The sequence below is a fragment of the Streptomyces sp. NBC_00667 genome, from assembly GCF_036226825.1.
GTDB lineage: Bacteria > Actinomycetota > Actinomycetes > Streptomycetales > Streptomycetaceae > Streptomyces.
Genome location: NZ_CP109022.1, coordinates 3644876 through 3668866 on the forward strand (window position 1 = coordinate 3644876; position 23991 = coordinate 3668866).

The 23991-nt window shown below is 74.9% G+C and carries 17 protein-coding genes and 5 tRNA genes; 13 read left to right on the forward strand and 9 right to left on the reverse strand.

The features are described from left to right. Nucleotides 1-99: 99 nt before the first annotated feature. From OHA81_RS16975 to OHA81_RS16985, 3 genes are read left to right on the forward strand one after another with little or no spacing between them, the layout of a single operon-like run. On the forward strand, nt 100-516 hold the full coding sequence (locus OHA81_RS16975; protein ID WP_329196911.1) for a hypothetical protein: 417 nt from the start codon (nt 100-102) through the stop codon (nt 514-516). A 59-nt stretch (nt 517-575) separates the two neighbouring features. Beyond that, nucleotides 576-1295 (forward strand): DsbA family protein, encoded by a 720-nt coding sequence (locus tag OHA81_RS16980; RefSeq protein ID WP_329196913.1) that lies wholly within the window; start codon nt 576-578, stop codon nt 1293-1295. Next, nucleotides 1292-2131, forward strand: a complete 840-nt coding sequence (locus tag OHA81_RS16985; RefSeq protein WP_329196915.1) for a cytochrome c biogenesis CcdA family protein — start codon at nt 1292-1294, stop codon at nt 2129-2131. The genes OHA81_RS16980 and OHA81_RS16985 overlap by 4 nt, the downstream gene beginning before the upstream one ends. A 38-nt stretch (nt 2132-2169) precedes the next feature. Here the strand turns inward: OHA81_RS16985 and OHA81_RS16990 are convergent. The 3 genes from OHA81_RS16990 to OHA81_RS17000 all read right to left on the reverse strand — a co-directional run bounded on the left by OHA81_RS16990 (nt 2170) and on the right by OHA81_RS17000 (nt 2453). Then, nucleotides 2170-2246, reverse strand: a tRNA-Phe gene (locus OHA81_RS16990). Between the two features lie 22 nt (nt 2247-2268). Beyond that, nucleotides 2269-2342 (reverse strand) — tRNA-Asp (locus OHA81_RS16995). A gap of 38 nt (nt 2343-2380) precedes the next feature. Next, nucleotides 2381-2453 (reverse strand) — tRNA-Glu (locus OHA81_RS17000). A 111-nt stretch (nt 2454-2564) separates the two neighbouring features. On the opposite strand from OHA81_RS17000, the gene OHA81_RS17005 reads away from it, so the two are divergent. From OHA81_RS17005 to OHA81_RS17025, 5 genes are all read left to right on the forward strand, one after another. After that, nucleotides 2565-2915, forward strand: coding sequence for a metallopeptidase family protein (locus tag OHA81_RS17005; protein WP_190185446.1), 351 nt, complete (start codon nt 2565-2567; stop codon nt 2913-2915). After that, nucleotides 2912-3385, forward strand: coding sequence for a FluC/FEX family fluoride channel (locus tag OHA81_RS17010; protein ID WP_329196917.1), 474 nt, complete (start codon nt 2912-2914; stop codon nt 3383-3385). The genes OHA81_RS17005 and OHA81_RS17010 overlap by 4 nt, the downstream gene beginning before the upstream one ends. Further along, nucleotides 3382-3756, forward strand: a complete 375-nt coding sequence (locus OHA81_RS17015; RefSeq protein ID WP_329196919.1) for a fluoride efflux transporter FluC — start codon at nt 3382-3384, stop codon at nt 3754-3756. The genes OHA81_RS17010 and OHA81_RS17015 overlap by 4 nt, the downstream gene beginning before the upstream one ends. 88 nt (nt 3757-3844) lie before the next feature. Next, on the forward strand, nt 3845-4381 hold the full coding sequence (locus tag OHA81_RS17020) for a hypothetical protein (RefSeq protein WP_329196921.1): 537 nt from the start codon (nt 3845-3847) through the stop codon (nt 4379-4381). 247 nt (nt 4382-4628) lie between these two features. Next, on the forward strand, nt 4629-6935 hold the full coding sequence (locus OHA81_RS17025; protein ID WP_329196923.1) for a DEAD/DEAH box helicase: 2307 nt from the start codon (nt 4629-4631) through the stop codon (nt 6933-6935). 144 nt (nt 6936-7079) lie between these two features. Here OHA81_RS17025 and OHA81_RS17030 read toward each other — a convergent pair. Next, nucleotides 7080-7152 (reverse strand) — tRNA-Lys (locus OHA81_RS17030). A 279-nt stretch (nt 7153-7431) separates the two neighbouring features. Here OHA81_RS17030 and OHA81_RS17035 point away from each other — a divergent pair. The 3 genes from OHA81_RS17035 to OHA81_RS17045 all read left to right on the forward strand — a co-directional run bounded on the left by OHA81_RS17035 (nt 7432) and on the right by OHA81_RS17045 (nt 10234). Then, nucleotides 7432-7505, forward strand: a tRNA-Met gene (locus tag OHA81_RS17035). 171 nt (nt 7506-7676) lie between these two features. Continuing rightward, nucleotides 7677-8849 (forward strand): PP2C family protein-serine/threonine phosphatase, encoded by a 1173-nt coding sequence (locus OHA81_RS17040; RefSeq protein WP_329196925.1) that lies wholly within the window; start codon nt 7677-7679, stop codon nt 8847-8849. A 338-nt stretch (nt 8850-9187) separates the two neighbouring features. Beyond that, nucleotides 9188-10234, forward strand: a complete 1047-nt coding sequence (locus OHA81_RS17045; protein WP_443056563.1) for a M23 family metallopeptidase — start codon at nt 9188-9190, stop codon at nt 10232-10234. Here OHA81_RS17045 and OHA81_RS17050 read toward each other — a convergent pair. From OHA81_RS17050 to OHA81_RS17065, 4 genes are all read right to left on the reverse strand, one after another. Next, nucleotides 10143-11525, reverse strand: a complete 1383-nt coding sequence (locus OHA81_RS17050) for a PrsW family intramembrane metalloprotease (protein ID WP_329202333.1) — start codon at nt 11523-11525, stop codon at nt 10143-10145. The genes OHA81_RS17045 and OHA81_RS17050 overlap by 92 nt on opposite strands. A gap of 66 nt (nt 11526-11591) precedes the next feature. Beyond that, nucleotides 11592-12404: a tRNA (guanosine(46)-N7)-methyltransferase TrmB gene (gene trmB, locus OHA81_RS17055; RefSeq protein WP_443056564.1), complete on the reverse strand. Its 813-nt coding sequence runs from the start codon at nt 12402-12404 to the stop codon at nt 11592-11594. Between the two features lie 170 nt (nt 12405-12574). Next, the gene (gene lhgO, locus OHA81_RS17060) at nt 12575-13777 is read right to left on the reverse strand and encodes an L-2-hydroxyglutarate oxidase (RefSeq protein WP_329202337.1); all 1203 of its coding nucleotides are present in this window, start codon (nt 13775-13777) and stop codon (nt 12575-12577) included. A gap of 67 nt (nt 13778-13844) precedes the next feature. Next, a complete protein-coding gene (locus tag OHA81_RS17065; protein ID WP_329196927.1) occupies nt 13845-15521 on the reverse strand; it encodes a sporulation protein in 1677 nt (558 codons plus the stop codon). Nucleotides 15522-16175: 654 nt separating this feature from the next. Between OHA81_RS17065 and OHA81_RS17070 the strand changes: the two genes are divergently transcribed. Together OHA81_RS17070 and OHA81_RS17075 are read left to right on the forward strand one after the other, a co-directional pair. Then, nucleotides 16176-18434, forward strand: coding sequence for an asparagine synthase-related protein (locus tag OHA81_RS17070; protein WP_329196929.1), 2259 nt, complete (start codon nt 16176-16178; stop codon nt 18432-18434). Between the two features lie 432 nt (nt 18435-18866). Further along, on the forward strand, nt 18867-22037 hold the full coding sequence (locus OHA81_RS17075) for a BTAD domain-containing putative transcriptional regulator (protein WP_329196932.1): 3171 nt from the start codon (nt 18867-18869) through the stop codon (nt 22035-22037). Here OHA81_RS17075 and OHA81_RS17080 read toward each other — a convergent pair. After that, nucleotides 22024-23967 carry a sigma-70 family RNA polymerase sigma factor gene (locus tag OHA81_RS17080; RefSeq protein ID WP_329196934.1) on the reverse strand — a complete coding sequence of 648 codons (1944 nt, stop codon included), beginning with the start codon at nt 23965-23967 and terminating at the stop codon, nt 22024-22026. The genes OHA81_RS17075 and OHA81_RS17080 overlap by 14 nt on opposite strands. Nucleotides 23968-23991 lie beyond the last annotated feature (24 nt).

Sequence of the window (23991 nt, forward strand, 5' to 3'; positions counted from 1 at the left end):
CCGGGAGCGTCGGGTGGCGAACGCATTTGTCGCACCTACCCGTACCATTTCGGGACGAGATCACCTTAAACCCATCGTTCCGCGAGTGAGAGGCCCGCCATGTCCCGCGCCCGTGGAGTGTGGTGGCTGCTCGGCGCCGTGCTCGCGGTGCTGCAGGCGACGACGGCGCCGGGGGCCACCGGGGCGTCCGGGGCCCCTGCGCATCCCACGGCGTCCGCGGCTCGAACCGCTTCCGTGGTCGCCACGGCTCGAACCGCTTCCGCCGCAGTGCGGGACGCGGAGGCCGCCGCCGTGGCGGACGAGGGCCGGGGCCCGGCCTGCGCGCCCGGCGCCGGGGACCACGGTCAGGCCCCCGCCGTGCCGCCGCGCGACGGGCGGGACCACGCCTGCGCCCCGGCGGTCCGGCTCCCGGCCGGGCCGGACACCGCCGGACGGACGCTGCCGGCGGGAGTGCGCGTACGCGGCCCGGACCGCCCCGCACCGGGACCGCCGGAGCTGTCCGTGATGCGGGTGTAGCGGACCGGCCCCCACGCCGGTCCCCCACACCACCCGTACCACCGCTCTGGAGCACCCGTATGCCTTCCGCACCCTCCCGCAAGCCCCTGCTGTACTCCGCCGCCACCGCCCTCGCCGCGATCACCCTCGGGATCGTGTCCTGGCAGGCCACCGCGGACCGGGACGCGCCCGCCTCCTCTCCGGCGGCCTCCGCGCCCGGACCCGCCGGGGCCCCGGACCCGCTGGCGGCGCTCGCCCGCCGGGACACCGGCGACAAGCTGGCCGCCGGGCGCGCCGACGCTCCCGTGGTGCTGATCGAGTACTCCGACTTCAAGTGCGGCTACTGCGGCAAGTTCGCCCGCGACACCGAACCCGCGCTGATGCGCAAGTACGTCGAGGACGGCACCCTGCGCATCGAGTGGCGCAACTTCCCGATCTTCGGCGCCGAGTCGGAGGCCGCCGCGAAAGCCGCCTGGGCCGCGGGCCGGCAGGACCGGTTCGCGCAGTTCCACGCGGCCGCGTACGCCGAAGGGTCCAAGGAGAAGGGCTTCGGCGAGGAACGCCTGACCGAGCTGGCCCGCGTGGCCGGCGTACCCGACCTCGACCGGTTCCGGCAGGACATGGCCGGCGCGGAGGCCTCGGCCGCCCTGCGCACGGACCAGGAGGAGGGCTACCGCATCGGGGTCGCCTCCACGCCGTCCTTCCTGGTCAACGGAGAGCCCCTGGCCGGCGCGCAGCCGCTCGACGCCTTCGAAGCGGCGATCGCCCGCGCCAAGGCCCGGGCGCAGGTCTCGAAGTGAACGGCATCGGATACCTCGCCGCCCTGCTGGGCGGCCTGCTGGCGCTGCTCAGCCCCTGCAGTGCGCTGCTGCTGCCCGCCTTCTTCGCGTACTCGATCGACTCCGCCTCCCGGCTGCTGGCCCGGACCGGGATCTTCTACGCGGGCCTCGCGAGCACCCTCGTACCGCTGGGCGCGGCCGGTTCGTACGCGGGCCGGTTCTTCCACGGCCACCGGGACGGGCTCGTCCTGGCCGGTGGCTGGCTGATCGTCGCGCTCGGTCTCGCCCAGATCCTGGGCCTCGGCTTCGCCTCCAAGCGGGCCGCGCGGCTCTCGGGGCGGATCCGGCCGACCACCGCCCTGTCGGTGTACGCGCTGGGCGCGGTCTACGGACTGGCCGGGTTCTGCGCCGGGCCGATCCTGGGCAGCGTGCTGACGGTGGCGGCGGTCAGCGGCAGCCCGGTCTACGGGGGACTGCTGCTGGCGGTGTACGCGCTGGGCATGGCGGTGCCGCTGTTCCTGCTGGCGCTGCTGTGGGAGCGCTTCGACCTGGGCGGCCGGCGCTGGCTGCGCGGGCGGACCGTCCGGTGCGGCCGGCTCCGGCTGCACACCACCTCGCTGCTGTCCGGGCTGTTCTTCATCACCCTGGGCGCGCTGTTCCTGCTGTACGACGGGGCGAGCGCCCTGCCCGGGCTGCTGGACGTGGACGACTCGTTCGCCGTCGAGCGGTGGGTGCAGTCGGTGGCGCGGGCCGTACCGGACCGGGCGGTGCTGGCGCTGGTCGCCGTAGGAGCACCGGCGGCCGCTCTGGCGCGGTGGCGCCGCAAGGCCCGGGAGGCCCGGGAGGCGGCCGGGTGACGCAGGAAGGCCCCGTCCGAGGGACGGGGCCTTCCGTGTGGTGGCTGGGGCCGGGGTCGAACCGGCGACCTATCGCTTTTCAGGCGATCGCTCGTACCAACTGAGCTACCCAGCCACGAGACTGTTTCCAGCCTCAGCGATCCTGACGGGACTTGAACCCGCGACCTCCACCTTGACAGGGTGGCGAGCTAACCAACTGCTCCACAGGACCTGGTTTGTGCAAGAACAAGTCTTGCACATGGTGTTGCGTACCCCCAACGGGATTCGAACCCGTGCTACCGCCTTGAAAGGGCGGCGTCCTGGGCCACTAGACGATGAGGGCTAAAGGCCCGCCGGGCACTTTTCAGCGCGTCGGGGACGTGAGAAGCATATGGGATGTCGGGACCTATCGCCAAAACGGTTTCCGCGAGTGTCCCCGAGGGACAATGACCGGGTGCTGGAGATGACGCGCGAGGAGTTCGAGGAACTCGTCGCAGAGGCCCTGGACCGGATCCCTCCCGAGCTCACCCGACTCATGGACAACGTGGCGGTCTTCGTCGAGGACGAGCCGCCCGCGCAGGACCCGGAGCTGCTCGGTCTCTACGAGGGCACCCCCCTCACCGACCGCGGAGAGTGGTACGCCGGGGTCCTCCCCGACCGCATCACGATCTACCGCAACCCCACCTTGCGGATGTGCGAGGACAGGGAGAGCGTGGTCGCGGAGACGGAGGTCACGGTCGTGCACGAGATCGCCCACCACTTCGGCATCGACGACGAGCGACTCCACGACCTGGGGTACGGATGACCCGGCCGGTCCGCGGCGTCGAGGCCATCGACCCGGACGTCGACCTCCATGTGCCGGGGCAGCGCACCGAGCCGCAGGGGCGGGTGCTCGCCGCCGTCGCGGCGGGCGGGGCCGTGGGCGCGTCGTCGCGGTACGGGCTCGCCCTGCTCTGGCCGGCCGGTCCCGGGGCCTTTCCGTGGGCCACCTTCTGGACCAACGTGGTGGGCTGCGCGCTGATCGGCGTGCTCATGGTGCTCATCAGCGAGGGCGGCCGGACGCCGCCGCACCCGTTGGTCCGGCCCTTCTTGGGGGTGGGGGTGCTGGGCGGCTTCACCACCTTCTCCACTTACGCGGTCGAGGTCTCGCGGCTGCTGGACGAGGGGGCGGCCGGCACCGCGCTCGGGTACGCCGCGTTGACGGTGGTGGCCGCGCTGGGGGCGGTCTGGGCGGCGGCGTCGGTGACCCGTCTCGCCGTGCGGGGGCGCGGGTGAACTGGCTGCTCGTGGTCACGGGCGCGGTGGTCGGGGCCCCGCTGCGCTACCTCACCGACCGGGCCGTGCAGGCCCGGCACGACTCGGTCTTCCCGTGGGGGACCTTCGTGGTGAACGCCGGAGCCTGCCTGGTGCTCGGCCTGTTGACGGGGGCGCTGCTGACCGGGGCGGCCTCCTCGCGGCTCGGTCTGCTGCTCGGCACGGGGCTGTGCGGGGCGCTCAGCACGTACTCGACGTTCTCGTACGAGACGCTGCGGCTGGCCGAGCGCGGCTGGAGGTTCCTGGCCGCGGCCAACGTGGCGGCCTCGGTGCTGGTGGGGCTCGGGTCCGTACACCTCGGGTCGCAGGTGGCGCGAGCGCTGTTCGCCTGAGGGCGTGTCTCTTATGGGGTAAAGGGAGTTGGGCACATTGACCCGCCCGGTGCGGGCCGTGCTCCCCGTCCCCTTCCGGAGGTGCCCCGTGCGCCAGTTGTCCGCTTCCCTCCGACTGGCCGCCGCCGTGCTCGCGGTCGCGGCGTCGGCCGGCTGCATGAGCGTCGGCGAGGACGCCGCCAAGCCCGGTCCTTCCTCCTCGGCGGGCGACAAGGGCCTCACCGCCGTCGGGGGCACCACCACCGGGCGGGGGTCCGGGGTGCACGGCGACGGCCACGGTACGAAGGACGCGGTCGGCAACGCGCCGGGCAAGCCCGGGGAGCCGGGGAAGGCCGCCGGCGGGGCCGGGGCCTCGCCGAGCCCGGGTGCGCCGGCGGGGAAGCCCGGGGTGCCCTCGCCGTCGGCCGGGCCGGGCGGCGGAGCGGGCGGGCAGGGGTCGCAGGTGCCGTCGGGGGGCGGGTCGGGAGCCGGGGGCGGTTCCGGTTCGGGCGGGTCGGGGTCGGGGTCCGGCGGGCCCGTCGTGACGCCGCCCACGCCGTCACCCAGCAGCCCGCCTGTGACGGAACCCACTCCGACGCCCACCAGTTCCCCGCAGCCCGAGCCGAGCACGTCGGCGGCGCAGTAGCCGGGTCGACCGTACTCGGCCCCGGCTCATCGTCGCAGGTCAGAACCTTTCTTCGGGGGAAACTTGCCAGACCCCGGGGAGGGTGCGTATGGTTATAGATCGTTTGATCCCATTGCCCGGCGCCGAATCCGAAGAGCGCCGTGTGGCGCGTACTCTCCCTAGCCGTGGCTGACCGCATTGAGGCGGTCGATTTGCGATTCACGGAGTTTGGGCGCGTGCCGAGACTCCGGAAGGTTTCGCATTTCGCATGTCCATTTCCAGTTCTGACCGTGCCGTCATGCCCGAGAACGACTCCAACGAGATCGTCGACGCCGTTGAGGCCCTTGTGGTCACCGAGGCCATCGAGGCCGCCGAGGCGAACGACATCATCGAGGCTCTTGAGGCTGATGTGACGACCGACCAGTCCTCCGACGCCGCCTCCGGCGACGCCGAGCCCACCATCACCTTCGGCGACCTCGGTCTGCCCGAGGGCATCGTGCGCAAGCTCGCCCAGAACGGTGTCACCGCCCCCTTCCCGATCCAGGCCGCGACGATCCCGGACGCCCTGGCCGGCAAGGACATCCTCGGCCGTGGCCGCACCGGCTCCGGCAAGACCCTCTCCTTCGGTCTGCCGACCCTGGCCTCCCTGGCCGGCGGGCACACCGAGAAGAAGAAGCCCCGCGCGATCATCCTCACGCCGACGCGTGAGCTCGCGATGCAGGTCGCGGACGCCCTCCAGCCCTACGGCGACGTCCTCGGCCTCAAGATGAAGGTCGTCTGCGGCGGTACCTCCATGGGCAACCAGATCTACGCCCTGGAGCGCGGTGTCGACGTCCTCGTCGCCACCCCCGGCCGCCTGCGCGACATCATCAACCGCGGCGCCTGCTCCCTGGAGAACGTCAAGATCGCCGTCCTCGACGAGGCCGACCAGATGGCCGACCTGGGCTTCCTGCCCGAGGTCACCGAGCTGCTCGACCAGATCCCCGGCGGCGGCCAGCGCATGCTCTTCTCCGCCACCATGGAGAACGAGATCGGCACCCTGGTCAAGCGCTACCTGTCCAACCCCGTCACGCACGAGGTCGACAGCGCCCAGGGCAACGTCACGACCATGACGCACCACGTGCTCGTCGTGAAGCCGAAGGACAAGGCGCCGGTCACGGCCGCCATCGCCGCCCGCAAGGGCCGCACCATCATCTTCGTCCGCACCCAGCTGGGCGCCGACCGCATCGCCGAGCAGCTCATCGAGGCCGGCGTGAAGGCCGACGCGCTGCACGGCGGCATGACGCAGGGCGCCCGTACCCGCGTCCTCGCCGACTTCAAGGACGGCTACGTCAACGCGCTCGTCGCCACCGACGTCGCCGCCCGCGGCATCCACGTCGACGGCATCGACCTGGTCCTGAACGTGGACCCGGCCGGTGACCACAAGGACTACCTGCACCGCTCGGGCCGTACCGCCCGCGCCGGCAAGTCCGGTGTCGTCGTGTCGCTGGCGCTCCCGCACCAGCGCCGCCAGATCTTCCGCCTGATGGAGGACGCGGGCGTCGACGCCTCGCGCCACATCGTCCAGGGCGTCGGTGCCTTCGACCCCGAGGTCGCCGAGATCACCGGTGCGCGTTCGCTGACGCAGGTCCAGGCCGACTCCGCGAACAACGCCGCCAAGCAGGCCGAGCGCGAGGTCGCCGACCTCACCAAGCAGCTGGAGCGCGCGACCCGTCGCGCCGCCGAGCTGCGCGAGGAGGCCGACCGCCTCGTCGCCCGTTCCGCCCGTGAGCGCGGCGAGGACCCGGAGGCCGCTGTCGCCGAGGTGGCCGAGGCCGCCGTCGCCGAGGTCGCGGCCGCCGTCGCGGCCGAGCCGGTCGTCGAGGAGCGTCCGGCCTTCCAGAGCCGTGACGAGCGTGGCAACTACGAGCGTCGCGACAACCGTCGTGACGACCGCGGTGGCGAGCGTGGCGGTGACCGTGGTGGCTTCCGCCGCGATGACCGTCCGTCGGGTGGGTTCCGTTCCGGTGGTGACCGTCCGTCCGGTGGTTTCCGTCGTGATGACCGTCCGTCGGGTGGTTTCAACCGTGACGACCGCGGTGGCGAGCGTGGCGGTGACCGTGGTGGCTTCCGCCGCGATAACCGTCCGTCGGGTGGGTTCCGTTCCGGTGGTGACCGTCCGTCCGGTGGTTTCCGTCGTGATGACCGTCCGTCGGGTGGTTTCAACCGTGACGACCGCGGTGGCGAGCGTGGCGGTGACCGTGGTGGCTTCCGCCGCGATGACCGTCCGTCGGGTGGGTTCCGTTCCGGTGGTGACCGTCCGTCCGGTGGTTTCCGTCGTGATGACCGTCCGTCGGGTGGTTTCAACCGTGACGACCGCGGTGGCGAGCGTGGCGGTGACCGTGGTGGCTTCCGCCGCGACGACCGTCCCTCCGGTGGCTTCCGCCGTGACGACCGCCCGTCCGGTGGCTTCCGCTCCGGCGGCGGCGACCGCCCCTACGGCCGCCGTGACGACAACCGCCCCTCCGGCTCCGGTTCCACCGGTTCCTTCGGCGGCCGTCGTGACGACAAGCCCCGCTGGAAGCGCAACGGCTAAGGCCTGACGGCCCCCTGACCCAGGCTCGGCCCCCGCAGCACCCCGGTGCTGCGGGGGCCGAGCCCGTTCCCGCGCCCCGCAGGTGCCGGGAAACGACGCAGCGCCCCGCCCGGTGTGGACCGGACGGGGCGCTGCGTCGAGCAGTAGGCCATGTCGGACTCGAACCGACAACCAACGGATTAAAAGTCCGCTGCTCTGCCAATTGAGCTAATGGCCCTCGGCGTGCTCACCCCAGAGCATAGCCGCAGAGGGGCGCGAGGCCGATCGGGTATCGACCGGAGTGGCACCCGGCGGTGTCCCGTGGGGGGTGGTGACGGGCGGCTGGGGTGGGAAGTCGTGTCCGGCCGAGCGGTGTTCGGCGTCCCGGGGAGGGGTGATCGGGGCCGCCGAAAGCTTTCTATACGGCTCTGACCTGCGGTGATAGGTGGTTGAGAGGGGTTGCGGAGGCTAATTGGCGGGAGCTGTCCCCCGAATGACGTAGAGTTGTGTTTACCGACGCGGGGTGGAGCAGCTCGGTAGCTCGCTGGGCTCATAACCCAGAGGTCGTAGGTTCAAATCCTGCCCCCGCTACTCCGTACGAAGGCCCGGTTCCCCTTGGGGAGCCGGGCCTTCGTCGTTCCCCGTCGCCGTCACCCGGACGGCCCGGCCGGGTCGCCGTACGGGGTTGCCCGGCGCGAGCCTTGGGGGGCGAGGCGGCAGTGGGCCCGCGCCCCGCGAGGGACCGGGCGGCAGGAGAGCGACGTGGCGGGGCGGAGCCGGCAGGGCAGCGAGGGGCGCGCGACGGGCTCCGGTGGCGGTACGGCCCGGCGGGTGGTCCGGACGCTGCCGTTCGTGCTGCTCGCCCTGGGGTTCGTCTTCGACCTGACCTCGCCGCCGAGCTACACGGGCTCGCCGTTCTTCTCCGCCGCCCCGCTGATCGCGGCTCCGCTCTTCTCGTTCAGGACGACCGCGCTGACGGGATGTGCCGCCTCGCTCGCCGTCGTCGTGCTGCGCGGCGGCGCCGACACCGGCTGGCGGGCAGAGGCGCTGACGGAGGTGGCGACCGTGATCACCGTGTCCGGGCTGGCGTTGCTGATCAACCGGGTCGTGCGGCGCAGCGGTGAACGGCTCGCCTCGGCGCGTGAGATCGCCGAGGCCGCCCAGCGGGCCGTGCTGCCGGTGCCGGCCGAGCGGATCGGGGGGTTGCAGGTGGCCGCCCGGTACGAGGCCGCGCAGGCCGACGCCTTCATCGGCGGGGACCTCTACGCCGTGCAGGACACCCCGTACGGGGTGCGGCTGGTGGTGGGCGACGTGCGGGGCAAGGGGCTGGAGGCGGTGGAGGCCGTGGCGGTGGTGCTCGGCGCCTTCCGGGAGGCGGCGGAGACCGAGCCGACGCTGGAGGCGCTCGCGCGGCGGCTGGAACGGGCCCTGGCCCGTGAGGGCGTGCGGCGCGAGCGCCTCGACGCGGTGGAGGGGTTCACGACGGGCGTGCTGGGGGAGGTCCCGCCGGACGCGGCGGTGCTGCGGACCGTCAACCGGGGGCACCCCGAGCCGCTGCTGCTCCATCCGGACGGCCGTCTCCTGGTGCTCGCGCCGAGCGAACCCGCGCTGCCGCTGGGGATGGGGGAGCTGGGCGGCTGGCCCGACCGGACGGACGAGTGGCCCTTCCCGGCGGGCAGCACGCTGTTGCTGTACACGGACGGGCTGACGGAGGCCCGGGACGCGGCGGGGGAGTTCTACGATCCGGCGGCCCGGCTGCGTGGCCGGGTCTTCTCGGGGCCGGACGAGCTGCTGGCCGCGCTGGCCGACGACGTACACCGGCACACGGGCGGGAGAGCCACGGACGACATGGCGCTGCTGGCCGTGGGCCGCCCGGCGCAGGGCCAGCCGGAGCGCCGCCGCACGGTGCCGGTGGTGCCGCGCACCGGTGTGTAGGCGGTGGCGCCCCGGTGTGGAGGTCCGGTTCCGAGGTGCTGTGATCGCTCTCCGTAGGGGACCGGCGTCCTTGCGTGAGGGCTCCGCGTGGGGCGCCGTTCGGCCGCTGTGGCGTGAAGTGACTGCCCCTGTCCCGAAATTTGCCCGAGATGATCATTATTGGGTTTAATGTCCAGGCCAAAGCCGTGCGGGGGGTGGCCGATTGGGATTAACGATCAATCGCTACAGCTTGGAATCACTCCCCCGAGTCTATTACCGTTCGATAACGCAGCGCGGTCGTCCCAGCCGTCGCAAGAGACGGCGCCGTGCGCGTTCCCGCTCATGAGGAGTGTGCCCCCGTGGCCTCCAACTCGCCTGCCCACGAAGGCACCGACATCCAGGAGACGCCCACCGCCGGCGCCTGGGGCGAGTGGAACCCGACCGAGGACTCGGCCCGCCCGGTCCGCGGCAAGCACCGGGTGGCCAAGCCGCGCGGCGGACTGGCCCGCAGCTCGACCGTGCTCGGCGTCGGCGTCATAGCGGCGGTCGGCGCGGGCGGCATGGCCACCGCTCAGGACCGGCCCCAAGCCGCCGTGTCCCTGCCCTCGTTGCCGGATCTGCTGGGCGGCGGCGGTAGCGGACAGGGCGGAGGCCACGCCGCCGTGGCGGACGCGCCGGCCGCGGCGCAGGGTCTCGGGCACGCCGACGCCGGCGAGGCGCTGCGCCACCGGATCCTCCAGCAGGCCGAGTCGCAGCAGGACGCCGCCGAGAACCAGGCGCGGGCGGAAGCCGAGCGGGTGGCGCGCGAGGCGGCCGCCCAGGAGGCCAAGGCGCAGCGGGAGGCGGCCCAGAAGGCGGCCGACGAGGCCCGGGCGGCGGCGGAAGCGCGGGCGGCGGCGGAGAAGGAAACGGCCCGGAAGGCGGCCGCGGAGAAGGCTGCCGCCGCGCAGGAGGCGGCCGGGGCCGAAGCCGGAGCGGCCCGCGCGGGCGGCGCGGCGGCGAAGGCCGCCGGGGTCTACGCCCTGCCGACCTCCGCCTACACCCTCACCTCCCACTACGGCGACTCCGGCTCCATGTGGTCCTCCGGCCACCACACCGGCCTCGACTTCGCCGCACCGACCGGCACCCCCGTCAAGGCCGTGGGCGGCGGGACCGTCATCTCCGCGGGCTGGTCCGGCGCGTACGGCTACCGGATCGTGCTCCGCCTCGATGACGGCACGGAGATCTGGTACTGCCACCTGTCCTCGATGTCGGTGACCTCCGGCCCGGTCGGTGCGGGTGACACCATCGGCCGGGTCGGTGCGACCGGCAACGTCACCGGCGCCCATCTCCACCTGGAAGTACGCCGGGGCGGCTCCACCATGGACCCGCTGGCGTGGCTGACCGACAAGGGCCTGAACGTCTAGACACCGTCCGGGTGTCCGGGGTGCCGGCGCCCGGGGACCTGGCCTGCGCCGGCCTGGGGCTCGGTACGACGCCCGGACGGGCCGGTACCGGGACGGGGTCGAACCACGGCGGCAGGAGTTCCTCCATCACCGCCGCCCGGGAGAGGGCGGGCCCCGCGGTCGCCCGGCGCAGCCACAGGCCGCGCAGCAACTCCCGCTCGTGCAGCACGAAGTCACGCTCCCGGACGGGGCCGCCGCGGCGGGCGAGGTGGCGCAGGAGGGCCAGGGCGGCCGCGTCCGCCTCGTACAGGGCGACGGCTCTGCCCGCGGCCCGGCCACCGGTGCGCCGGGCCAGGGAACGCGCCAGCGAGCGGGCCGGGATCGAAGCCAGGGCCGGGACCTCCGCCGGACCGAGCCAGCCCGCGGCCGCGTACACCGCCAGCTCGGCGGCGACGGCCCGCAGCCGGCGCTGCCGTATCCGCACGGCCAGCCACAGCAGCAGGCCGAACGCCGGGACCATCACGCAGCCGTAGACCACGTAGAACCCGTACTCCCCGTAGCGGGAGGAGCTGTTCCACAACGCGTGCAGGCCCATGGCGGCGGCCAGTCCGAGCAGCGGCAGGCCGATCCGGCCGCGCCTGCGGCGGCTGAGCGCGGCCAGCCCGAAACCGAGTCCGGTGAGCACCGTGAACAGCGGGTGCGCGAACGGCGAGAGCACTATCCGTACGAAGAAGGTCGCCGCCGTGACGGAGTCGAGCACGCCGGTACCGTCGGCCAGGTCCTCGTCGAAGGCGTTGCCCAAGTAGAGGATGTTCTCGGTGAAGGCGAAGCCGGTGGCGGTGAAACCGGCGATGACGAAGCCGTCGGCGGGCCCGGCCAGCCGTCGTCTCCTGAACACGAAGACCAGCAGCAGGGCCGCCGCTTTGGCGCTTTCCTCGACCACGGGGGCGATCACCACCGAGCCGAGCTGGTCGGCATCGGAGGGGTCGGCGGTGGCCGCGGCTATCCACTGGGTGGCGAAGCTGTTGGCCAGTATGGCCATCAGCGCCGCGGCGCAGGCTCCCCAGCCGCAGCAGAGCAGCAACTGCCGCCAGGGGCCCGGCGCGGCGCGGCCGAGCCACCGGAACGCCGCCATGAGCGGCGGCACCGGCAGCACGGCCAGTGCGAGCCCCACGCAGAAGCCGGCCGTGCCGGTCTGCTGCCGTACGAGTTCGAGGATCGCGACGCCGGGCGCGGCGAGCAGGACGACGAGCACGCGCGTCCGGACCGGGTCCGACGGACGTGCGAGCACACCTGAGAGCGCTCGGTACACCACGTCATCACCCTAGCGAGCCGCTCTGACACGGGGAGTGACGTTTCCCGTTCGGTCGGTTGTCGCTCAGTTCTCCGTGCGACGGAAGAGCAAGTCGTGTACGACGTGCCCCTTGTCGAGGCCCTGGCCCTCGAAGCGGGTCAGGGGGCGGAAGTCGGGGCGGGGCGCGAAACCGCCCTCGGGCTGCGTGTTTTCGAACCGCGGGTGCGCGCTGAGCACTTCGAGCATCTGCTCGGCGTACGGCTCCCAGTCGGTCGCGCAGTGCAGGATGGCGCCCGGGGCCAGGCGGGTGGCGGCCAGGTCGAGGAACTCCGGCTGGATCAGGCGCCGCTTGTGGTGGCGGGCCTTGGGCCAGGGGTCGGGGAAGTAGACGCGCAGCCCGGCGAGGGAGTCCGGCGGCAGCATCTCGCGGAGCAGGATGATGGCGTCGCCGTTGGCCACGCGGACGTTGGTCAGCCCGTTCCGCTCGGCCAGCGCGAGGAGGTTGCCCTGGCCGGGGGTGTGAACGTCGGCGGCGAGGATGCCGGTGTCCGGGTCGGCGGCGGCCATCTGGGCGGTGGCCTCGCCCATGCCGAAGCCGATCTCCAGGACGACCGGGAGGCCGTCGAACATGGCCTTGAGGTCGATGACCTCGTGGCCGTCGATGTCCAGGCCCCAAGTGCCCCAGAGCCGCTTCAAGGCCTCGCCCTGACCGGTGGTCACCCGGCTGCGCCGCGGCTGGAAGCTGCGGATGCGGCGCTCGTGGTGCGAGCCGGCCGGGTCGGGGGCGGGCCCGTCGGGGAAGCGGGGCTCGGTGCGCCACTTCGGGGGCGTGTACGAGGCGGCGCCCTCTGCGGGGGCGCTGGCGCTCGGCGGCTGGGGGTTCAGGGACTCAGACACAATGTGCCGATTCTACGACCCGGGCACGAGCCCGCTCCGCGTCGGCGGGCGACCGCTCCCGTCGAGCGACGTCAGGCGTGGTGAGGCGTGATGAGGCGTGCGGGGTCGGGTGTGCCGGGTCGGGGGTGGTCGGGCGTGCGGCGTCAGGCGTGCCGGGCCGCTGCCGCGGGTCAGACCGCCGCGAGGGCCGCCAGGGCGCGGCGGGCGACCTCGCGCCCGATCGGCAGGGACGCGGTCGCCGCCGGTGAGGGTGCGTTCAGGACGTGCACCGTGCGGGGCGCCTCCCGGATCAGGAAGTCGTCCACCAGCGTCCCGTCCCGCAGGACGGCCTGCGCCCGCACCCCGGCCGCCGCCGGGACCAGGTCCGCCGAGGAGACCTCCGGCAGCAGGCGCCGTACCGCCTCGGTGAAGGCCCGCTTCGACAGGGAGCGGCGGATCTCCCCTGCTCCGTACCGCCAGTGCCGCGCGGCCATCCGCCAGGACCCCGGCCAGGCCAGCTCGTCGGCGAGGTCCCGCGGCGAGGCCGTGCCCCAGCCGTACCCCTCCCGCGCGAGGGCCGGCACCGCGTTCGGCCCGACGTGGACCCCGCCCCCGATGCCCCGGGTCAGGTGCACCCCGAGGAACGGGAACGCCGGATCCGGCACCGGGTAGACCAGGCCGCGCACCAGCGATGGCCGGGCCAGGTCGTAGTACTCGCCCCGGAACGGGATGATCCGCATCCCGGGTTCGTCGCCGGCCAGCCGGGCGATCCGGTCGCACTGCAGGCCCGCGCAGTTCACCAGCACCCGGGAGCGCACCACCGCGCCGGCCGTCGTACGGACCGCGACGCCGGCCGGGCGGCGCGAGATCAGGTCCACCGCCCCGCCGTAGACGATCTGCGCACCCGAGGACTCCGCGAGCTGCGCCGTGACCTGCCCGTAGCCCACGATCCCGGTCGTGCCGACGTGGATCGCGGCCAGGCCGCGTACCTCCGGCTCGTACTCCGCGATCTGCGCCGGGCCCAGCTCCCGCACCGGGATGCCGTTTTCGCGACCCCGCTGCACCAGCGCGTGCAGCCGCGGCAGCTCCTCCCGCTCGGTGGCGACGATCAGCTTCCCGGTCACCTCGTGCGCGATGCCGTACTCCGCGCAGAACTTGACCATCTCGGCCGCCCCGCGCACCGCGAATCGCGCCTTCAACGAGCCCGGGCGGTAGTAGATGCCGCTGTGGATCACGCCGCTGTTGCGGCCCGTCTGGTGCCGGGCGGGGCCGGCTTCCTTCTCCAGGACGGTCACCCGGGTGCCCGGAGCCAGGCGCGACAAGGCATGCGCTGTCGACAGACCGACGATCCCGCCGCCGATCACCAGCACGTCACAGTCCACGCCCACGCCCATGCCCACGCCGCCGCCCAAGCCGACACCTCCCACCCCTGCATACTGCACCCCGCCACCGACAGCGCGGCTACGCGGGTGTCACCAGCAGCGGCCGGGCCCGTTCGCGCAGCTCCGCGACGCGCGGTTCGTCCCCGTACGGTTCCAGCCGGTGCAGCAGGTCCCGTACGTACTCGTTCGTCCGGGCCGAGGAGATCCGGCCCGCGACCTCCACCGCCCGGGTGCCCGCCGCGCACGCCGCGTCGAGGTTGCCCGACTCCAGCTCGGCGACCGCGCTCACCACCAGGCGCAGCCCGTGGGAGCGCACGTACTCCTCCGTGGGGCGGGACAGGGCCTGCTCGGTGAAGCGGCGCACCTGCCGGGGGAGTTTGAGGTCCCGGTAGCATTCCGCCGCATCCGCCGCGAAACGGTCGTACGAGTAGAAACCCAGCCAGGTGGGGTCCGGGTCGCCGTCCCGGGCACGCTCCAGCCACCCCTCGGCCGCCCGCAGCGCGGACCCGGCGGCCGCCGAATCACCCGCCTTCGCGTGCGCCCGGGCCTCCACGAGCCGGAAGAAGCTCATGGTGCGGGCGGTGGCCAGCCCGCGGTTGCGTTCCACCGCCGCCTGCGCGAGGTCCACGCCTTCGTCGGGGTGGTCCCGGTAGGTGGCCTGGAGGGACATCGAGGCGAGGACGTACCCGCCGAGCGGCACGTCGGCGGCCGCGCGGGCCAGCCGCAGCGCCTGGATGTAGTAGCGCTGGGCGGCCTCCTGCTGGCCGGTGTCGAACGCCATCCACCCGGCCAGCCGGGTCAGCTCGGCGGTCGCACCGAACAGCGCGCGGCCCACCTCGTCCGTATAGGAGCCCAGCAGCAGCGGCGCGGCGTCCACGCGCAGGCACTCCGGCACCATCGAGGAACGCCAGTCGCCGCCGCCGTACTTGGAGTCCCAGCGGCGGGCGTCCTCGGCGGCCTCGCGCAGCTTGGCCACGTCGCTGTGCCCGACGCGCTGCGGGGAGGCGTCCGGGATGCCGCCGGCCGCCGTCGTGGTGCCCGGCGTCGTGGTGCCCGGCGTCGGCACGCCGGGCACCGGCACGCCCGGCGTCGCGGTGCCCGGCGTCGGCGCGTTCGGGGGTACCGCGTTCGGGGCCGGGGCTCCCGTACCCGCCGTGCCGCCCGCCCCGGCGCCCGGTTCCCGCGGGGAGTGTGCGGTGCCCGGGCTCTGCCGGGCCGGCGCCGCGGGGCCGGCCGCCACGGCGGCCTCCGCCGCCTCCCGCGCCACCCCCGCCCCGCCCGGCTCGCGCGCCACGGAACTGTCGGCGGGCGATATCAGCCAGCGCGAGGCCGGCGTCGCGTACGCCGACACGGCGAACGAACCGGCCAGCGACTGCCAGATCCCGCCGCCCCCGCGCCGCCCCGCCAGGTCCAGCCGGTACAGATCGGTGGCCGACCGCACCGCCGCCCCCACTTCGCGCGGGAACGACAGTCCGACCTCCGGCGCCGGGTCCGCGTCCGCCAGGCCGATCTCGTGCAACGGCACCGGACGCCCCAGCTTCGCCCCGATGGCCGCGGCGATCAGATGGGGCGCCGCGCCCTGCGGCACCATCCCCTTCGACACCCACCGGGCCACCGACGTCTTGTCGTACCGGAGCGTCAGGCCGCGCTGCGCGCCGAGGTCGTTCACCCGCCGGGCCAGCCCGGCGTTGCTGATGCCCGCCAGGGCGAGCACGGCGCCGAGCTTCTCATTGGGCTCGCGGAGCTCCCTGGACATGCGCCACCCCTCGTCACACGCGGAACGCAGACGCCGCCGGGGCATAGGCGCCCGGCATTTCGTAAACCCAGCGTAGTTCCCCGCCTCCCAAGCGTTAAGGCCTCGACTTCCGTATGGCGAGATTGTTGTCCGTACGCACAGTCGGGAGGGTCCCGCGCCCGGGGCGCACGTGTCAGCGCGTGCTCCGCCCGTGGTGCCGTGCGCCCGGCCGTGCGCTCTGGCCGCCCGCCGGGCCCGGCGATTCGATGTGCGGTGCGTGGGTCGGCCCGTCGCGCGGATCCCGTGGGAGCCGGGCGGGCCGGGGGATGCCGCTGCCTCAATCCCCGCGGGTGGCGGAACGGTCCGGGGGGTGGTTCACGCCCCTCGGGCCGCGCCCCGCCGGCGGCCCCGAGGGGCTGTCGCGGGCCGTCACCGACCCTCAGTACGGCCGAAGAATGGCTGAAAGCGACCTATGGGGCGGTGGGAACGGAACGCCAAATACCGTGTGTCGGGGGCGTGTTCGTCTGCATGTGCGCCCCCCGAACCCCTCTCGCATGCCCTCTCTCGTGGCAGCATGGACCCCGAGCCACCCGGGGCCCCGGACGGTCGCGCCCGCATGCCGACCGCACTGCCCGTGCCCCGGTCATTTGCCCACAGGCTGGGGAGGCGGCGGCGGTGCGCTGGTTGGTCGGGTGGAGCAGTATCGCCGCGAGCTTCGGCACGGCCGGAAGGGTCTCCGGCCAGGGCGTTTCCGGCTCCGCGTCCACATACGGGGCCGCGGGCGGGTCCCCGTACGGATCGACGGCCCACACCTCCACCGCGTACGACTCCACCGCCGGGACCCCTTACTCGGACACCCCCCGCGGCGGCCTCGCGGACGCCGCCTACCCCGACGACCCGGCCGCCCAGGACGCCGAGCGCACGGTGCACCCCGTCGGGGCGCAACTCCTGTGGGGCGACCCCGACCCGCTCTGGGCCGTCGGCGACTGGCGCCCCGACGAGATCCGCACCATCACCGCCGACCCCGCCGACCCCTTCACCCGGCTCGCCGTCCTCGGCTGCTGCGGCGCCACCGACGCCGAACTGCGCCGCGCGCTGTACGCCGCCCGCGGCGGGGCGCTGCGCCACCTCACCCAGTGGTCCGGCAGCTACACCGCCGTCGTCCAGGCCGGCCGCCGCATCACCGTCCTCGGCGACCTCGCCGGCGCCCGGCCCGTCTTCTACACGCCCTGGGCGGGCGGCACCGCCTACGCCACCGCCGCGCTCCCGCTCGCCGACCTCATCGAGGCGCAGCTCGACATCGGCCACCTCGCCGCCCTCCTGGCCTGCCCCGACAGCCCGGAGGCACTGGGCGACGGCACACCGTACGTCGGCGTCCGGCGCATCCCGCCCGGCCACACGCTGATCCTGCGCGAGGGCTCCCGGGAAATCACCGGCTACGAACCGGTCGCCTCCCTCGCGGTCGCCGCCCCGGAAGCCGACCCCGAGCGGGCGGTGGAGGGCGTACGGGAAGCACTGGTCGACGCGGTGCGCGCCCGGCTCACGGCTCCCCGGCATGCCCCCGACGCCCTGGTCCCCGACCCCGGACCGGTACCGGGAATGGGCCCCGCCGACCGGCGCGCGGCGCGCGGAGCCCCCGCCCCGGTGCCCGGAGTGGGCTCCGACCTCTCCGGCGGCAGCGCCTCCGCGACGCTGGCCCTGCTCGCGGCGGGCCTGCCCGGCGTACCGGGGACCCTGCCCGGATCCGGCTCACGGCTCCTCGCCGTCACCTTCAACGACCTCGCCACGCCCCAGGGGCGCGAGGCCGAACTGGAACGGGCCCACGCCCTCGCGACCGATCCCCGGCTGCACCACGTCGTCGTGGCCGCCGCCGAGGAAGCGCTCCCGTACGCGGACCTCGACGGGCCGCTGACCGACGAACCGGGTCCCTCGCTCGTGTTCGCCGCCCGCGAGCGGCGCCGGCTGGCGGCCGGTTCAGCCGACCACTTCACCGGCCACGGCGCCCGCCAGGTCCTCGACGCGCACCCCGCCCGGCTGGCCGACCTCCTGATGGACCGCCGCAGACGCCACCTGCTGCGCCCGGTGGCCGCGCTGGCGCGCACCGCGTCCGCGGACTCCCACTCCCTGCTGGTGCCGCTGACCGTGTACGCGGCGGCCCGACGGCTCGCCCGTACGTCATACCGGGCGGGCATGGAAACCGCCGCGGCCCGGCTGCGCGAAGGGGCCGTCGCGGCGGCCGCCGCCGGGCCGGTGGACGCCTCGCTGGCCGCCCTGACCTGGTGCCGCCCGGGCCCGGCGGCGGGCTGGCTGACCGGCGAGGCCCTGGCGGAAGTATCGATCCGGCTCGCCACCGCGGCGGGCCGGCCCCCGCTGTCCCTGCGCCCCGGCGAGGCCCGCGCCCGCGCCGCCCTGACCCGGCACGCCGCCGACCACCGGGTCTTCGAGCAGGCCGTGGAGGTCCGCAGCCAGCGCCTGCACGCCCCGTTCCTGGACAACCAGGTCGTACGGGCCGCGCGCGCCCTGCCGGAGTCCCTGCGGGTGCAGCCCGGGGCCCGGGCGGCGATCCTGCGCAGCGTGCTGTCGGCCTCGGGGGTACGGGAACTCCCGCCGGGCTGGGGGGTGAGTTCCCCCGAGCCCCACGAGACGGCGACCCGGTTGGGGCTGCGCGCGGCCCTGACCTCACTGCTGTCCCTGTTCACCGCGCCGTTGCTGGCCGACGCCGGGCTGATCGAGGCCCGGGTCGTGCGGCAGGCCCTGCTCGACGCGGCGGACGGCCGGCCGGTCCCGCTGGACGGGCTGGCGGAACTCGTCTCGATGGAACTGTGGCTCCGCCGCCTCCTGGCCCGCCGCGGCACCTGCTGGACGGGCACCTCCACCCCCCGCCGCCGCGCCGTCCCCACCGGCCTCCCCGACCGCCGCCCGGCCCTCTCCTGACCGCCCGGAACCCCACCAGCCGCCCCCCCTCGCCACCCCACCAAGTCCGACCAGGGCCCCCACATCCAGCCCGCCGGCGTTCGATCGCGCGGGGCCACCGCATCCCCCGCGTCAGAGGCGCGGGGCCACCACATGCAGCCGGCGTTTGAGACCAGAGCCACCACATCCAGCCCCGCCGACGTTCGAGGCGCGGGCCACCACATTCAGCCCCGCCGGCGTTTGAGGCGCGGGGCCTGGGGCGGAGCCCCAGAAAGCCCGGCGCAGCCGGGGCCGCTCCGCGGGGCGGCGCCGCAGCCGACCCGGCCGCCTGTGCCCGCCAGGCGCGACCCCCGGCCCGGCCCCGCCGCCGCCTGTGCCCGCCAGGCGCGACCCCGTCCCGGCCCCCCAAAAAACCCCCACCCACCCCGGCCAGGGGCAAGGCAGAATTGCCCGGTGCGGTACCTCATCCTCGGCCCCACCGAGGCACACGACGCGACCGGCGCCCCCCTCCCCATCGGCGGCGTCCGCCTGCGCGCCCTCCTCGCCGCCCTCGCCCTCCGCGCCGGCGCCCCCGCCGCCGCCCCGGTCGCCGACCTCGTCGACGAGGTCTGGGGCGACGACCCGCCCCAAGACGCCCCCGCCGCGCTCCAGGCCCTCGTCTCCCGGCTCCGCCGCGCCCTCGGCTCCCGCGACGCCGTCCTCGCCGACCCCACCGGCGGCTACCGCCTCGCCGCCACCCGCGACGACGTCGACCTCCACCGCTTCACCCGCCTCACCCGCGAAGCCGCCCGCCACCAAGACCCCGCCGCCACCCTCCGCTCCGCCCTCGCCCTCTGGCGCGGCCCCGCCCTCGCCGACCTCCCCGAACCCGCCCGTACCTCCCACGCCGCCGCCCCCGAGGCCCTGCGCGTCGCCGCCCTCCGCGACCGGATCGCCGCCGACCTCGCCGCCGGCACCCCCGCCCCGGCCACGCTCCTCCCGGAACTGGAGGCGCTGATCCACGAGAACCCGTACGACGAACCCCTCCACGCCCTGCGCCTGCGCACCCTGCGCGCCGCCGGCCGCCCCGCCGAGGCCCTCGCCGCCTACGAGGACACCCGCCGCACCCTCGCCGAAGGCCTCGGTACGGACCCCGGCCCGGAACTGCGCGCCCTGCACGCCGAACTCCTGAGCCCGCCCCCGCCCGCGCAGCGGCGCCCCACCGGCAACCTCCGCCCCCGCCTCACCTCCTTCGTCGGTCGGGAACCCGAACTCGCCGCGCTCCGCACCGACCTGGCCCGCTTCCGCCTGGTCACCCTCACCGGACCCGGTGGTTCCGGAAAGACCCGCCTCGCCGAGCACGCCGCCGCCGCCCACCCCGAACCCGGCTGGCTCGTCGAACTCGCCCGCCTCGACCACCCCGCCGCCGTACCCGGAGCCGTCCTCAGCGCCCTCGGCCTGCGCGAGAACACCCTGGTCGCCCACGACACGGGCACCGCCTCCGCCGACCCCGCCACCCTCCTCGTGGAGCACTGCGCGGAGCGCCGCATGCTCCTCGTCCTCGACAACTGCGAGCACGTCATCGACGCCGCCGCCGAACTCGCCGACCGGCTCCTCACCCACTGCCCCGGCCTGCGCGTCCTCGCCACCAGCCGCGAACCCCTCGGCGTCCCCGGCGAGGCCCTGCGCCCCCTCGAACCCCTGCCGCCCGCCCCCGCGCACCGCCTCTTCGCCGACCGCGCCACCGCCGCGCGCCCCGGCTTCGACCCCGCCGACGACCCGGACGCCGTCACCGAGATCTGCGCCCGCCTCGACGGCCTCCCCCTCGCCATCGAACTCGCCGCCGCCCGCCTGCGCCTGCTCACCCCGCGCCAGATCGCCGACCGCCTGGACGACCGCTTCCGGCTCCTGACCGGCGGCAGCCGCACCCTCCTGCCCCGCCAGCAGACCCTGCGCGCCGTCGTCGACTGGTCCTGGGAACTCCTCACGGAGCCCGAGCGCACCGTCCTGCGCCGCCTGTCGGTCTTCTCCGGCGGCTGCGACCTCGCCGCGGCCGAGGCCGTCTGCGCCGGGCCCGGCCTGGACGTGGCCGACGCCCTCGGTTCCCTCGTGGACAAGTCCCTGGTCCTCGCCGAACCCGGCCCCGACGGCATGCGCTACCGCATGCTCGAAACCATCCGCGAGTACGCCGCCGAACGCGCCCTCGCCGCCCCCGGCGACGCCGAGGCCACCGCCCGCCGCCACACCGCCCGTTTCCTCGCCCTCGCCGAAGAAGCCGAACCGCACCTGCGCTCCGCCGCCCAGATCCCCTGGATCCGGCGGATCGAGACCGAGCTCGACAACCTGCGCGCCGCCCTCGAACACGCCGTGGGCGCCGCCGACGCCGAGACCGCACAGCGCCTCACCTTCGCCCTCGCCTGGTTCTGGTGGCTGCGCCACTACCGCGCCGAAGGCGCCGAATGGGCCACCCGGGTGCTCGCCCTCACCCCGGAAACCGCCGTGCCCGAGGGCTCTCCCGCGTACCGCGCCCGAGCCCGCCTCGCCATGCTCGAGCTGTTCCTGACCTCCGAGAGCCACCCGCCGCAGGAGTTCCACACCCCCGAATACGCCGACCGCGCCGCCCGTACCACCGGCGTCCTGCGGGACGGCGGACCGGAGTCCACCCGCTTCCCCGCCATGCTCTGGCCCATGACGGCCCACTTCACCGGCCCCACCACCGACTTCCTGCGCAATCTCGACGAGAGCGTGGAGAACTGCCGCCGTCACGGCACACCCTGGGAATTGGGCGTCACCCTCCTGGTCCGCGCCCATTTCGCCATCGACACCACAGGCGGCCTGCCCACCGTCGAAAACGACCTCGCCGAGCTCCACGACATCGCCCGCCGCGTCGGCGACCGTTGGACCCGCTCCCAAGTGGCGGGCGTCACCGGTGAGTTCGCGCTGTCCCGAGGTCAGTACGCCCTCGCCCGCACCACGTACGAGGAGTGCCTGCACCTCGCCCGCGAGGCCGGGGCGGACAGCGAAGTCCCCTTCGTCCTCACCCGGCTCGCCGAATGCGACTTCTGCGCCGGTGACTTCGTGAGCGCCGAGGGCGCGCTGACCGAAGCCGCCGGGGAGGTCGAGCGGTACGGGGCCATGCACGACGTACGGGCCTACATCCACCTCCTCACCGCCCTGATCGCCCTCTTCCGCGGCCAGGAGGACCACGCCAGGAGCCTGATCGCGCTCGCCCGCGCCGAAGCCGCGAAGACCTCGGCGCTCCCCCAGCTCACCACCGGACTCGACAACGTCGAGGCCATGCTGACCGCCCGCGAGCACGGCCCGCAGGCCGGACTGGACCGTATCGGGCCGGCCCTGGACGCGGCCGTCACCGCACACTGCGCCGAACGCGTACTGGCCTCGCTCGCCGAGACCGCGGCCGTCATGCTGGCCTCGGCCGGGCACCACGCCGCATCCGTCCGGGTCCTCGCGGCCGCCACCGCCTGGCGCGCGGGCTACCCGCGGTCGGTCCCGGAGACCGCCGCCCTGCACGCGCTCCCGGGCGACAACCTCGCCGCGCTCGGGCCGGCCCGCTACGGCGAGGAGGAGACGGCGGGCGCCGCGCTGACGCCGCAGGAGGTCGCGGCGCTGCTCACCCGCAGCTGACCACCGCGTCGGCCCAGCTCACGAGCGCCGGCAGGCGGCCCGGCCCGGCCCGCTCCACCACCAGCCGCAGCGTCGTGTGCCCGGCCAGGGACACGTCGACCCGCACCGGGGCGTCGTCGTACCCGAGGGCTCCCGACTGCCACAGCCGCCGGCCGTCCCCGTACACGGAGAACCGCACCTCGGCGTCGGTCACCAGGGACATGCCGTCCACCCCGACCCGCGCCGAGAAGGCCCCGCACTGCCGGTTGAGGCCGATCTCCACCGCGGAACGGGAGTTCACCGTGATCCCCTGCCCGAACCGCTGTCCGCCCACCACCAGCCCCCAGCGCTGCCACACCCAGCTGCTGCGCCAGGTCTCCAGCTCGGGACCGGCGTGCTCCCCGTACGCGGAGTGCTCCAGCCGGGCCAGCGGGAACCCCTGCGGCGGCTTCGGCGCGGGCTTCGGGGGCCGGGTGGGGGCAGGCGGCGTCGAAGCAGGCGGTGACGGGGAGGCCGGCCGCGCGGACACCGGCGTCCGGGACGGAGCCGGACTGCTGCGCCGCGGCGGTACGGGTACGGGTGCCTCCACCACCGGCGACTTCGCCTCCGGCGGCTCCGGCTCCGCCACGGGCGGCGCGGCGGACCCGGGCAGCGGCCGCACCGGCGCCACCACCCCCGGCACCGGCTGCGCCCCGGCCTGCTGCCCGGCATCGTCCCCGACGAGGGCGAACACCACCCCCGCGGCCGCTGCCACCGCGAGCCCCGCGGCGATGGCGGCCTTGGCGGGCATCCCCAGCCCTTCCGAGAGCACCGCCCCTCCGGGCCCGCCCCCCGCCCCGGCCCCTCCCGCCCCTGCTGCGCCCGCCGAACCGGCCGCTCCCGCAGCTCCGGCGCCCGAAGCCCCCGCCGCCGCACCCGTCCCCCCGGCCACCGCGGCGGCGGCCCCGGCCCCACCGGCGGCAAATGCCCCGCCGGCCACCACACCCGCCGCCTTCGCCGCGTACCCGGCGGCGAACCACCCGATCACCGCGACCGGCAGCAGCGCGGGAATCCCCGCGTTGACGTCCTTGAGCTCCCGCGCGGCCAGCCGGCACTTGGCGCACTCCTCCAAGTGCCCCCGCAGCCCACGCTCCGCCCGCATCCGCAGACCGCCCCGCGCGTACGCGCCCAGCCGGTCCGCGTACCGGGCGCAGTCGCCGCCCTCACCCAGCGCCGCGCTCACGTGCGCCTGGAGGTAGGCCTGCTTGAGCCCCTCACGCGCCCGGCTGGCCAGCACCGCGGTCGCGTTGGCACTCAACCCGAACAGCGGGGCGATCGCGCTCGGCGAGGACTCCTCCACGGTGGTGTGCCAGAGCACGGCCTGCCACCGCTCGGGCAGGCTGCGGAACGCCTGCATCGCCAGCGACTGCTCCGCCTCGTGCATGGCCCGCACGTCCGCGCCCAGCTCAAGGGTGTCGTCCCCCGACAGCCCGCCCAGCCCGCCGCTCTCCGTACCGGCCGCCGCCTGCTCCGCGAACACGGCGAAGTCTTCGACCAGCTGCTCCCGCCTGGCAGTCTTCGCCCAGGCGGCGGCGACCCGCCGCACGGTCGTCAGCAGGTACGCCCGCACCGAGTGGTCCGGCCCGGCCCCGCCCCGTACTGCCTGCAGCGTCCGCGCGAACACCTCGGCGGTCAGGTCGTCGGCGGTGTGCGCGTCCCGGCAGCAGGTGCGCGCGTAGCGCCGTACGGCATCGGCGTGCCGGCGGTACAGCTCCTCGTAGGCACTGTCGTTCCCGCCGCGCATCCGGGCCACCAGGTCGGCGTCCGACGGAGGAAGTTCCGCACCGGACACGCCGGCGGCGTGCCGGCCGGCGGGGTCGCGCTGCGCCGGTACCTGCCGGGCGGGCAACCCGCCCACCTCGGCCTTGCCACCGGCGTCACCGAGTGACTCGCCCCGCCCGTCAACGCCCATCGCGGAAGCCCCCGCACGCCACAC

Bases quoted from the DNA above. Each gene is read 5' to 3' on its own strand.
- OHA81_RS17065 (WP_329196927.1), bottom strand. From the start codon at position 15,521: ATGTCCAGGGAGCTCCGCGAGCCCAATGAGAAGCTCGGCGCCGTGCTC.
- lhgO (WP_329202337.1), bottom strand. From the start codon at position 13,777: ATGGGCGTGGGCGTGGACTGTGACGTGCTGGTGATCGGCGGCGGGATC.
- OHA81_RS17080 (WP_329196934.1), bottom strand. From the start codon at position 23,967: ATGGGCGTTGACGGGCGGGGCGAGTCACTCGGTGACGCCGGTGGCAAG.
- OHA81_RS17010 (WP_329196917.1), top strand. From the start codon at position 2,912: ATGACCCGGCCGGTCCGCGGCGTCGAGGCCATCGACCCGGACGTCGAC.
- OHA81_RS16975 (WP_329196911.1), top strand. From the start codon at position 100: ATGTCCCGCGCCCGTGGAGTGTGGTGGCTGCTCGGCGCCGTGCTCGCG.
- OHA81_RS16980 (WP_329196913.1), top strand. From the start codon at position 576: ATGCCTTCCGCACCCTCCCGCAAGCCCCTGCTGTACTCCGCCGCCACC.
- OHA81_RS17025 (WP_329196923.1), top strand. From the start codon at position 4,629: ATGTCCATTTCCAGTTCTGACCGTGCCGTCATGCCCGAGAACGACTCC.